This is a genomic window from Allosphingosinicella sp. (genome assembly GCF_036387615.1).
Classification (GTDB): domain Bacteria; phylum Pseudomonadota; class Alphaproteobacteria; order Sphingomonadales; family Sphingomonadaceae; genus Allosphingosinicella.
In genome coordinates, this window is the sequence record NZ_DASVTH010000048.1 from 1 (window position 1) to 11,746 (window position 11,746).

Annotated in this window: 11 protein-coding genes; 7 read left to right on the plus strand and 4 right to left on the minus strand. The window is 66.5% G+C overall.

Annotated elements, in window-relative coordinates:
• The first annotated feature begins 33 nt into the window (after positions 1-33).
• The 6 genes from hisS (at position 34) to VF631_RS10485 (ending at position 7,603) form a co-directional block, all read left to right on the plus strand.
• Positions 34-1,311: a histidine--tRNA ligase gene (gene hisS, locus VF631_RS10460; protein ID WP_431850244.1), complete on the plus strand. Its 1,278-nt coding sequence runs from the start codon at positions 34-36 to the stop codon at positions 1,309-1,311.
• A gap of 169 nt (positions 1,312-1,480) precedes the next feature.
• Positions 1,481-2,563: a peptide chain release factor 1 gene (gene prfA / locus VF631_RS10465; protein WP_431850245.1), complete on the plus strand. Its 1,083-nt coding sequence runs from the start codon at positions 1,481-1,483 to the stop codon at positions 2,561-2,563.
• Entirely contained in the window at positions 2,550-3,368 is an 819-nt protein-coding gene (gene prmC, locus VF631_RS10470) for a peptide chain release factor N(5)-glutamine methyltransferase (RefSeq protein WP_431850246.1), read from the plus strand. Before prfA ends, prmC begins: the two co-directional genes overlap by 14 nt.
• A 263-nt stretch (positions 3,369-3,631) precedes the next feature.
• Positions 3,632-4,405, plus strand: coding sequence for a DUF4167 domain-containing protein (locus VF631_RS10475; protein ID WP_431850247.1), 774 nt, complete (start codon positions 3,632-3,634; stop codon positions 4,403-4,405).
• Positions 4,406-4,532: 127 nt separating this feature from the next.
• Positions 4,533-6,035, plus strand: coding sequence for a DUF4139 domain-containing protein (locus VF631_RS10480; protein ID WP_431850248.1), 1,503 nt, complete (start codon positions 4,533-4,535; stop codon positions 6,033-6,035).
• Between the two features lie 2 nt (positions 6,036-6,037).
• Entirely contained in the window at positions 6,038-7,603 is a 1,566-nt protein-coding gene (locus tag VF631_RS10485) for a DUF4139 domain-containing protein (RefSeq protein ID WP_431850249.1), read from the plus strand.
• Between the two features lie 8 nt (positions 7,604-7,611).
• Here VF631_RS10485 and VF631_RS10490 read toward each other — a convergent pair whose 3' ends face one another.
• Entirely contained in the window at positions 7,612-8,016 is a 405-nt protein-coding gene (locus tag VF631_RS10490) for an acyl-CoA thioesterase (protein ID WP_431850254.1), read from the minus strand.
• A complete protein-coding gene (locus VF631_RS10495; protein WP_431850250.1) occupies positions 8,000-8,290 on the minus strand; it encodes a hypothetical protein in 291 nt (96 codons plus the stop codon). Before VF631_RS10495 ends, VF631_RS10490 begins: the two co-directional genes overlap by 17 nt.
• A gap of 73 nt (positions 8,291-8,363) precedes the next feature.
• Between VF631_RS10495 and VF631_RS10500 the strand changes: the two genes are divergently transcribed.
• On the plus strand, positions 8,364-8,792 hold the full coding sequence (locus VF631_RS10500; protein ID WP_431850251.1) for a CBS domain-containing protein: 429 nt from the start codon (positions 8,364-8,366) through the stop codon (positions 8,790-8,792).
• Positions 8,793-8,795: 3 nt separating this feature from the next.
• Here the strand turns inward: VF631_RS10500 and VF631_RS10505 are convergent, their stop codons facing one another.
• Both VF631_RS10505 and VF631_RS10510 read right to left on the minus strand, forming a co-directional pair.
• Positions 8,796-10,256, minus strand: coding sequence for an oligosaccharide flippase family protein (locus VF631_RS10505; protein WP_431850252.1), 1,461 nt, complete (start codon positions 10,254-10,256; stop codon positions 8,796-8,798).
• Positions 10,256-11,245, minus strand: a complete 990-nt coding sequence (locus VF631_RS10510) for a glycosyltransferase (protein WP_431850253.1) — start codon at positions 11,243-11,245, stop codon at positions 10,256-10,258. Before VF631_RS10510 ends, VF631_RS10505 begins: the two co-directional genes overlap by 1 nt.
• Between the last annotated feature and the right edge of the window lie 501 nt (positions 11,246-11,746).

The following is an 11,746-nucleotide window of genomic DNA, read 5'->3' on the forward strand; positions in this document are numbered from 1 at the left end:
CAGGCGAGCCAAAAGTGCTAAGGCCCCCGCCGCATGAGCAAGGGCCCGCAGCGCATCCGAGGCACCCAGGATATCTGGGGCGAAGCGTCCGACCGTTTCCAGGCGGTCGTGAGCGCGTTCGACCGCGTGCGGCGGCTCTACGGCTTCCAGCGGATTGAGACGCCGGTGTTCGAAAGCACCGACGTGTTCGCCCGCTCGATCGGCGAGACCAGCGACATCGTTTCCAAGGAAATGTACACCTTCCCGGACCGCGGCGGCGACCCGCTCACGCTGCGGCCCGAATTCACCGCCGGCATTTGCCGCGCCTATCTGAGCGAAGGGTGGCAGCAACACGCGCCGATGAAGGTCGCGACCCACGGCCCGGTATTCCGCTACGAGCGCCCGCAAAAGGGGCGTTTCCGCCAGTTCCATCAGCTCGACGCCGAGATCATCGGGACGGACTCGCCGCTCGCCGACGTCGAATTGCTGACGCTCGCCGACCAACTGCTGCAAGAGCTCGGCATTGTGGACGGGGTTACGCTCCAGCTCAACACGCTCGGCGACGCCGAGACGCGCGAAGCTTGGCGGGCGGCGCTGGTTGCACATTTCGAGGCGCACCGGGCGGAACTGTGCGAAGACAGTCTAGTCCGGCTCGAGAAGAACCCGCTCCGCATCCTCGACAGCAAGGACCCGCGCGACCGGCCCGCGGCGGACAGCGCGCCCGCGATCGATGAATTTCTGTCGCCAGCCGCCAGCGACTTCTTCGCCCAGGTCACCGCCGGCCTCGATGCGTCCGGCGTCACCTGGACCCGCAACGCCCGCCTGGTCCGCGGCCTCGACTATTACCGCCACACCGCCTTCGAGTTCGTCACCGACCGCCTCGGCGCGCAAGGCACTGTGCTGGCGGGCGGGCGCTATGACGGCCTGATCGAGACCATGGGCGGTCCGCACACGCCGGCGGTAGGTTGGGCGGCGGGGATCGAGCGGTTGGCGATGTTGATTGCGGCGCCGCCGCGCGACGATCACCTTCTCGCGGTAGTTCCCAATGAGCCGGCTTTGCAATCGGCGGCTCTCATGATCAGCAGGTGCCTACGTAACGCAGGCTATTCCGTCGCTTCCATCTACGGATCTCCGAAACGTCAAAAGGAGCAAGCGCGGAAAGCGGGGGTTGATGGCATCTTGTACGTGAGAGGCCCAAGCTCTGATGAGTACGGCGAGGCTCAGCCAGTTTACTTGAGCAGCAACGTCATCGTCGGACCGGATGAGATTGGTAGGCTGTTGAGTGCTCTGCCGCCTGAGTGGCGCGGTCTAGAGGGCGGCGGGCTGAAATGATTTCCGTCTTGGCTGGATGCGAGCTCCCGATCCTCCCCGGGACGGGGAGGGGGACCGCGACGCAAAGCGGCGTGGTGGAGGGGGCTGCCCGCCAACGCACCGGCCGTGTCGAGCCCCCTCCACCATGCTTCGCATGGTCCCCCTCCCCGTCCCGGGGAGGATTTGCGGCGTGACGTCCATCTCCGCCGGCCGGATCGCGCAGATCGAGGCGCGGCGGGACGAATTGCAGAATGCGATGTCCGCGCCGGACCTGGCGGCGGAGCAGTTCGTCAAGCTGTCGCGCGATTATGCGGAGATCGAGCCCGTCGCGGTTGCCGCGCGCGAGGTGCGGCGGCTGCGTGAGGAGGCCGACGCGCTGCAGCTGATGGCGGCGGACGAGGATCCCGAACTGCGCCAGATGGCGGGCGAGGAGATCGCGGAGAACGAGACCAAGCTTGCCGAAGCGGAACGCGCGCTGGCGCTGAAGCTGCTCCCCCGCGATGCAGCTGACGAGCGTGCGGCCATGCTCGAGATCCGCGCGGGAACCGGCGGCGACGAGGCGGCCTTGTTCGCCGGCGATCTGTTCCGCATGTACCAGCGCTATGCCGAGACGCAGGGCTGGCGCGTCGAGTTGATCTCCGCCTCCGCATCCGATGTCGGCGGCTTCAAGGAAGTGGTCGCCTCCGTCGCCGGCCAGGGCGTGTTTGCCAAACTCAAGTTCGAGTCCGGCGTCCACCGCGTCCAGCGCGTGCCGGCGACGGAGAGCGGCGGCCGCATCCACACGTCCGCGGCAACGGTCGCCGTGCTGCCGGAAGCCGAAGACGTCGACGTCCAGATCGACGAGGCGCGCGACCTGCGCATCGACGTGTACCGGTCATCCGGCCCCGGTGGGCAGTCGGTCAACACCACCGACAGCGCGGTCCGCATCACTCACCTGCCCTCCGGCCTGGTCGTCATCCAGCAGGACGAGAAATCGCAGCACAAGAACAAGGCCAAGGCGCTCAAGGTGCTGCGGACGCGGCTTTACGAAGCGGAGCGCGAGCGGCTCGCCAACGAACGCGCCGGTGCGCGCAAGTCGATGGTCGGCTCCGGAGACCGCTCGGAGCGCATTCGCACCTACAATTTTCCGCAAGGCCGCGTCACCGATCACCGCATCAACCTGACGCTGCACCGCCTGCCCGAAATCCTCGAAGGGCAGATGGACGAGTTGATCGGCTCGCTCATCGCGCAGGACGAGGCCGAACGACTGGCGAGCCTGGATGAAAGTGCGTGAGGCGCTCGCCGAGGCGACGCGTCGGCTTGGGCACACCAGTGATACGCCGCGTCTCGACGCCGAACTGCTGATGGCGCACGCCCTCCGCGTGACGCGCGAAGCGATGCTGCTTCACCATCTCGACGCGCCCGCCCCGCCACCCTTCGAAGCCCTGCTCCCCCGGCGCGAGTCCGGCGAGCCTGTCGCCTACATCACCGGCCGCCGCTCCTTCTGGACGATCGAGCTTGAGGTCGGGCCCGGCGTGCTCGTCCCGCGACCGGACAGTGAGACGCTGATCGAGGCCGCGCTCGCCCATTTTGGCGAGCACGGTCCCGCCACGATTGTCGATCTTGGCACTGGTCCGGGCACGCTGCTCCTGGCGGCGATGGATCAATGGCCGCGCGCCCGGGGGCTCGGCATCGACGGATCGGACGCGGCGCTCGCCTACGCGCGCGCCAATGCCGAACGGCTCGGCTTGGCCAGCCGCGCCCATTTCGCGGCCGGCAACTGGGCGGAGGGGCTTGACGAGCGCTTCGACCTGATCCTGTGCAATCCGCCTTATGTCGAGGCCGGAGCGGAACTAAGCCGCGACGTGATGGACTGGGAGCCGCATTCGGCCCTGTTCGCCGGCCCCGATGGCCTGGACGACTATCGCCGGCTCGCGCGCGAGATCCCGCGCCTGATCAACCCCGGCGGCCTTGCCTGCTTGGAGATCGGAGCGGGCCAGGAGGGCGCGGTGGCGGCCCTGTTCCGCGATTCCGGGCTCCACCTGCAGCCGCATCGCGATCTTGCCGGGCACGTCCGCTGCCTGGCGCTAGCGCATTGATCCAGATGAACTTCTTTTCCGCTTGGTTTTCCCCGCGCGTACCGCTACATATCTTGGCAGGGACGGGGCCTATCACAGCTTGAGCATGCGTGAGGCCTCGGTCGCCGACCCCCGATTGCTGCGGCGTCTCCGGACGATGCTGGCGTGAGGTGGCGGGAGCCGTGGATAACGGTCCCAGCCTGAGGTGTCGTGCAAACAATCCGGCCGGGACTGGCCCGGCCGCTGGAGTGGCGAAACAGACCACCTGTGACGAGGACCAGTATTTGATCAACAATCGTCAGAACGGCCGCCGTCGCGGCCGTGGCGGCAGCGGGCCGCGACCGAACAACGCGCCCAGCGGCGGCAACCGCCAGGACAACCGCTCGCGCGGCAACGCGGCCCAGCTGCATGAAAAATACAAGGCGATGGCGCGCGACGCGCAAATGGCCGGCGATCGGGTGCAGACCGAATATTATCTCCAGTTCGCGGATCATTATTTTCGTGTGCTGAACGAGAATCGCTCGCGCTTCGAAGAACAGCGCCCCCGCCGCGACGACTTCATGGCCGACGACGACGAGGACGGCGACGAATCCGGCTACGGCAATGACGGCGGCGACGAGCAGGACGAGCGTCCGCAGCAGCAGCAGCAGCGCAACGACCGCGAGTTCCGACCGCGCCGGGACTTTCGGGACGTTCGTGAAGACGGTGAACCGCGCGGCGAGCGTGAGCAGCGCGAGCCCCGTGGCGACCGTGAGCCACGCGAGCCGCGGGAGTATCGAGCATCGCGTGAGCCTCGCGACGAGGACGGCGATCGTCCCGAGCGCGTTCAGCGGGAGGACGGACCGCGGCGTCCGCGTCGGCGTGAACGTCAGCCCGATGAGCAAGGTGACGCCATTCCGGCCACGGCCGAGGCCCAGCCCGAGCTGAATCGTGAGGGTCGCTTGTCGCTGGACGTGCTGCCCCCGGCGATCTCCGCCGATGTGGTCGAGGCGAAGCCTCGCCGCCGCACCCGCCGTCCCCGCCCGGAAGGCGAAACGGAGGTCGCTCCGGCGGCGTGAGGCTTACAGGAGGTCTCCGCCGCGATCTGTGTGCCTTGGGTCACACTGATTGCGACATCCGCCTCCGCCCGTTGACGGCCAAGTAACATTGTAACAGGCTTCTCCCTCTCGGGAGGAGCCTGTTTTGATGCGTAAGCCCCTGATTATCGCCGCGGTCCTGATCGCCGGCCCGGCCGCGGCCCAGAGTCTGCCCGCCGAGGCGACCGGTCAGACCGCACAGGGCGATGTCGCCGTCACGATCTACAACGACAATCTTGCGCTGGTGCAGGATGCGCGGCGGCTGAATCTCCCGTCAGGGCGCGCCCGCCAGGAGTTTCCGGACGTTTCCGGTCAGATCCGCCCGGAAACCGTCACCATCTCCGGCGAGGGGATCGAGGTCGTCGAGCAGAATTTCGATTTCGATCTGCTTTCCCCCCAGGCGCTGATGGAGAAAGCCGTCGGCGAGACGATCACGCTCGTCCGCATCAATCCCGCCACCGGCGCGGAGATCACCGAGCGCGCTCTGGTGCTGGCTGCGAACGGCGGCGTCGTCCTGCGGATCGGAAATCGAATCGAGGTGCTGCGGGACGACCGGCTTCCGGCCCGGGTCATATTCGACAAGGTGCCGGAGAACTTGCGCGCCCGACCGACCCTGTCGGTCACGATGGAGAGCCGCCGCGGCGGGACTCGGCCCATTACGCTGAGCTATCTGACCCCCGGCCTCGCCTGGAAGGCGGATTATGTCGCCCTGTTCGACGAGCGTGCCGGCAAGATCGACGTGCAGGGCTGGGTGACGCTCAGCAACAGCACGGGCACGACCTTCACCAACGCCTCCACCTTGCTGGTGGCCGGGCAGGTCCAGCAGGCGAACCGCGGCTATGATGTCTATTCGCCGCCGCCTCCGCCGCCCGGCAGCATGAGGCGTCCGGGAACCCAGACCTCCAACCGCGAGCGACTCGGCGATTTTTACCTTTACCCGCTGCGCGAGCGCACCACGATCGCGAATGCTCAGACCAAGCAGGTCAGCTTCCTGGACGTGGTCGGCGCGCCCGGGAGCCGCGCTTACGAATTCCGGGTCGCTGGCTTCCAGAATTTCGAGGAGGCCCGCAGCGCCGATACGGTGCTGAAATTCTCGACCGCGCGCGACCAGGGACTTGGCGACGCACTGCCCGCAGGCACCGTGCGAGTTTATCAGCGCGACGCCCGCGGCAATGCGCAGTTCGTGGGCGAGAACGCCATCGGGCACACGCCGATGGGTTCAGACATCGGGCTCAAGACCGGCGATGCCTTCGACGTCAAAGTGCAGCCGATACTGGAGCGGCGCGACCGGATCACCGCCGAACAGTGGAAGACGACATCGCGATTCCGCATCACGGGATTTGACGGCCGCCAGGCCACCGGCGAGGGTGATACGCTGCAGCGCACGGAGTTCTGGCAGACCCGGATGCGCTACATTGTGACCAACGCGCGGCCCGAGCCGGTCACGGTCGATCTCTTCCAGTCCGGGCTCGACAGCTATTGGGACGACACCCGCATCATCTCGGAGTCGATCCGCAGCGAGCGGCTCTCGTCCGACCGCGTGGTCTGGCGCGTCCCGGTCCCGGCCAATGGGAGCGTGAACCTGGACGTGACTTTCCAGACCCGGTTCTGATCATGCCGAGCTTTCGCCGGCTGCTGATCGGGCTCGTCGCATTGGGAAGTGCCGGACAGGCGGAGCCGATCACGTCATCGCCACGGCCCGACGCCGTCTCCGTCACCGTCTATCGCGCGCCATATTCGAGCGACCGCCTGGACCTGAACTGGCTTCAGGGCTTCGCCCTTATTAGCGAGCGCCGCCAGGTCTCGATTCCGGCTGGCGAAGGCAGCATCCGTTTCGAGGGCGTCGCGGGCGGCATCATACCGGAAAGCGCGATCGTCACCGGCCTGCCGGATGGCGTGGTAGAGAAGAATCAGGATGCGCTTCTGCTGTCGCCCGCCAGCCTGCTCGAGCGCTCGCTCGGCCGACGCGTGCACCTTCGCCGCACCTCCCTCGCCACCGGCCAAGTCCGCGAGCATGAGGCCGTGATCCGCTCGGGCGCGGGAGGCGCGGTGGTGCTCCAGACCGAAGCCGGCTTTGAAGCGCTGCAATGCTCCGGTTTGAACGAGACGATCGTCTACCCTTCGGTTCCGCCGGACCTGTCGGCAAAGCCCACCTTGTCCGTTCGCACCCGCAGCCCCGCCGCGGCAACAGCCAACGTGACGCTCTCCTATCTGGCGAGCGGCTTCGATTGGCAGGCCAATTACGTGGCCACGATGCGACCGGACGGGCGTTCAGTCGACCTATTTGCCTGGGTCACGCTCGCCAATGGCGACGAGACCAGCTTCGTCAATGCCGATACGCAAGCCGTCGCCGGCCGGTTGAACAGGGTCGAGGAAGATCGGCCGCGCCGTGAGCGCGGCGGCGGGGACGGGGAACTGAACCTGCGCTGCTGGGCCGCCGCCACCACCAGCGACATCCCGCTTCGGCAGCGAGAGCGAAGCAGTCCCTTCGCCCCCCCTCCGCCGCCGCCCCCGCCGCCACCGATGGCGATGGCTCCCCCACCGCCGGCCGAAGATGGCGCTGAAAACATCGTGGTGACGGGATCCCGGGTCGCACGTCAGGAAACGCTTGGCGATCTCAAGCTGTACCGCCTTCCGGAGCCCGTCACGGTCGCCGCAATGAGCCAGAAGCAGGTCGCGTTTCTCGACCTGAACAACGTGCCCGTCGAGGTGATCTACCGCGTTCGGCTGGCTGCCGATGACGAGGAGGAGAGCCAAGCGGCGCAGCTGATGCTTCGTTTCCAGAATGAGCAGAAGAGCCGCCTCGGCGTACCCCTGCCCAAGGGTTCTGTCGCCTTGTTCGAACATCAGGCGGGGCGGCCGTTGCTGATCGGGGAAACCAGGCTCGACGACAAGGCGGTGGGTGAGGAGGTCGAGCTCGGTTACGCCGAATCGCCGGCGGTCCGGTGGACGGCGGAGGAGACCGACTCCGGCGATCGGTGGACATCTCGCCGCCTGACGCTGACGAACGCGAACCCACGGCCGGTCCGGGCGGAAGTGCGCCTAAGCCTGGACGATGGTGAAACTTTCCAGCGGACCAGCTCCAAGTTGAGCCGCAAGGAGGGAGCCTGGCTCTGGACGCCGACCGTTCCTGCCAATGGCAGCGTGAGCCTGACCTACAGGATCAACAAGCCGGATTGACCCGATGTTCAAACGGCCGGCAACGGCCGCGGCCGGGCGTTTTCGTCGAGCGCGACAAAGGTGAACAAGGCCTCCGTCACTTTGACCTCCTCCTTACCGCGATTGCGGGTGGCGACGACTTCGATCCTGATTCCCATAGAGGTCCGACCGGTGCGCTCGATCCGGGCGTAGACCGAGATGATGTCGTGGAGCAGGATAGGGGCAATGAACTCCATCGCGTCGATCGCGACGGTCGCCACCGGCCCCTGAGCGCGATGCGATGCGACGATGCCTGCGGCGATGTCCATCTGAGACAGGACCCAGCCGCCGAAGATATGGCCGTTGGCGTTGATGTCGGCGGGACGGGGCACGAGCCGCAAGATCGGCTCGCCGCGCGCGTCCGTCTCCACCTGTCCGTCAGTCTTGATATTCATCGGATCGCGCTGCTTCCTCGTCATGGCCGGAATGGCTGCTGAAATAGGCAAGGCCCATCAAGGCGGTGCCCAGCAACACGGAAAGACCCACGCCGGCGATCGTGGCGATCGCCATGTGGATCGGCATCGGCTGCCCGTTGCTCTTTAGCCAGATCAACGCGAGCAGCACCGCCACCACGGCGGCGATCGACATCCAGCTCATCAGTTTCTTGTATCGGCTCCACGCTTCGGCGGTGCGCTGGATCCCGGGCGGGATCGGATCGTGTCTGGGCATGCTTCCATTTGTGAAGCGAGCGTGGGATCATCAACCCTCACGAGTCGGCGTAGAGCAGAATAGGAGGCCGATCATGACCATTGCCGCGATCCTGAGCCGCAAGACCGGGGGCTTGCTCAGCGTGGAATGCGACACGCCGGTACGCGAAGCAGTCGCCATGCTGGCCGCCAACAAGATCGGCTCACTGCCGGTGCTGCGCGGCGGCCGGGTGGTCGGCATCATGTCCGAGCGCGACATTATCTATGGTTTGGCGCGCGACGGCGCCGACGTGCTCGACTGGAAGGTCGAGAAGGTGATGACCTCCCCCGCGATCACCGTCACTCCGGACGTGCCGGTCCTGTCGGCGTTGTCGCAGATGAGCCGCAAGCGGATCCGCCATTTGCCCGTGGTCGACGATGACAAGCTGATCGGCATCGTCTCGATCGGCGATCTGGTCGCGTACCGGATCGAGAAGATCGAGCAGGAAGCCGAGGCGATGCGCGCCTATATTCAGAGCGCCTGAGGCTCAGCCGGATCGAGCGGGGCGGGGCAGGAGCTGCCAAGCGGTCTCGGCAAAGCCGATCACCTCATGCCGGGCGGGGTGACGGACCAGGAACAAGCAGGCAAGCCAGCAGAGCGCCCCGGCGGCGGCCGATGCGGAAAGCGGGACGAAGCCAAGCGTCTCCGGTTCTGTGCGCGTGTAGACGAGCAGCAACGGAACGACCGCGGCGATGCTCACCGCGGCGCTTTGCAAGTAGACGAGCAACATGGAACGCCAGCGAAAGCCTGCCAGTCCTTGGATTAGGCGCGCATAGATTCCGAACCAGAGCAGGCCATAGCCGATGCGCGACGCCGCCGCCCATTCCAGGCCGTAGGCGGCGCCGAGCATCAGCATCGTTATGGAGGCGGATGTGTCGAGCAGGTTGAGCGCGAGCAACGTCCGCATTCGTCCGAGCAGGATCGGCAATTCCATCGTCAGCGGCAGGCCGACGAAAATCATCTCCGCCAGGGCGATCCAGATGAGGAGCGGCACGACCCCGGCCCAAACCGGCCCGAACAGCATCAGCACAAGCGGGGCGGAGGCTGCGGCGAGGAACGCCATTGCGGGCCAGACGGTGGCGGTCAGCCCGGAGGCCACCCGGACATAGGGACCTGACAAGTCCGCCCCGCTGTCGCGTAATCGCGCGAAAGCCGGGAAGAACACCCCGCCGGCGGCCCCAGCGACAAGGGTCCGCAGCTGTCCCGTCAGACCGCTCGCCCGGCCGAATAGTCCGACCGCCTCGAAACTCAGAAGCCGCCCGATGATGAGCTCCGGGGAACGCGTGCCGATCGAGCCGCTGGCGTAGAGCAGCGACGCGCCCCCCCCAAAGCGCATGATCGGCCCGGAGCCGGTGAAGCTCAGCGGCAGGCGCGGTCGATGCCCGCTTCGCCACATGCCGATCACGGCGCGAACGCCCTGCTGCGCGACGGTCGCCCAGGCGAGCGACATGGCCGACCAGCCCGTCGCCGCAAAGGCCAGCGCGGCAGCCGCCCAGGCGAGCACCGCGCCGACGTTGACCAGGAACAGCGAGCGGAAATCCATCTCCCGCTGCAGCAGCGCGCTCGGCACAATCCCGAATGGCGCGAGCAGGTACGAGCCGGCGACCATTGCCAGTACGGGCAGCAGGCGAGGGTCTCCGTAAAAACGCGACACTGGCCAAGCCAGCGCCAGGATGGCGAGGCCAACGCCAAGCGCGAACAGCAGCGAGACCGAGAAGCAGGTCCGGATCTGCGCCTCGCCAAGGTTGGGCTGGCCGGCAATGTATCGGGTGATCCCGAAATCCTGCAGGATCGACACCAGCATCGCGGCGGACAGCGCGATCGAGAACAGCCCCACTTCCTCCGGCGACAGGAAGAAGCGTGAGATGATCACGCTTACCGCGAACTGGACGGCGAAGACTACATATTGCGCCCCCATCGACCAGAGCGCTGCGCCGCGGACCGACATCAGCGTACCGCGAGCGCTGCGGCGAGGCGAAGAGCGCGGGCGGGTTCCCGAAACTTCACGAGGCGCCCCGCCGTGCGCCACAGCCCCGCCTTCGCGCCGCCGGTCCGCACGTGATCGAGCAACAGCTGATAACCCTCGCCGCGCAGGGCGAGCGGGGAGTGGACGATGCTCGCAGCCACTTTGGCCCGCACCGCGGCATCGATGCCGCGACGCCCGAACAGGTCGTCGAGCTGGCCGATCGGCGGCAGCGTCGCCAAGTTCTCGGTCGGATCCGGACGGCCTTCGCGACGCTCGACATGCGCCAGCCAGGCGATTGCGGCGCCAATTGCCTGGGCCAGGATGTGCCGGTTGCTCACCTGCGACGCGCTATGCCGGTAGAGCATCAGACGTTCCGGGATGCTGCACAATCGGGTGCTTTCCGACATCCGAAGCCACAGATCGTAATCCTCGCAATGGCGATAGCCCGCATGGTAGCCGCCGGCGGCGAGCACGGCGTCGCGCCGCATCATGACGGAGGGGTGGCAGAGCGGGTTGACCGTCTCGAGCGTGGCGATCACCGCCTCGTGACTGGTCGGCTGGTCGCGTGGCGTTTCCGCTCGGGGGCCGCCGGTCTCGTCGATGTCGAGCGTCCAGGTGCCGACCACGCCGTGATTGGGATGGGCGTGCAGGAAAGCGAGTTGCCGCTCAAACCGCGCGGGAAGGGCGATGTCGTCGCCGTCCATCCGTGCGACCAGCGGCGCCCTGGCTTCGTTGAGCAGCCGATTGAGGCTGGCGATCAGGCCGCGATTTTCCTGGTGGATGGCCCGGATCCGCTCGTCCCGAGCCGCATAAGCGTCGATGATCGCGCCCGACCCGTCCGTCGCTCCGTCGTTGACGATCAGGAACTCGAAGTCTCCGAAGGTCTGGGCGAGGATGCTTTCGATCGCGGGCGCGAGGTGAGGCGCATTGTTGTGGACGCTCATCGCGACGCTGATCGTGGGTCCGCTCACTGGTTCCGACTCTTTTGAGACGCGAGCTTCCGCCGTCACGCCTGGGCTCGAGCGCGATAGCAAGCTGTGGTGAAGAAGCGATTACCTGTCCGGATTGAGCCCCTTCGCTGGAATCAGCTCTTTAGGCTGCGAGGCGTTGACGACCGGCCTGGCTCCGCCCATATCGCCGCTTCCGAAGCGCCGGAAGGGTGCGACGGAGCGGGCCTTCTTTCGGAAGACTCGTTTGTGAAAAGGTGTTGACGGGCGGAAAAAGCGTCCATATATGGCTCTTCACCGACGGACATGGCCACTGTGGCTGGGCCCGTCGCGCGCTTCTCTGATCACCAGCTTGGTCACCCTGGCAACAGGGGCAGAAAAGTGCGGCTCTTTGACATTGTTGGTTTAGATGAAGGGACATGTGGGCGGCGGCTCCGGTTTGTGGTATCCTCTGGGTGCCACAGGATCGGTTAAAGCCAAGCCGTTCTACGGGTTTTCACTGGCGTTTTGGCGTTGGTGTTGGCC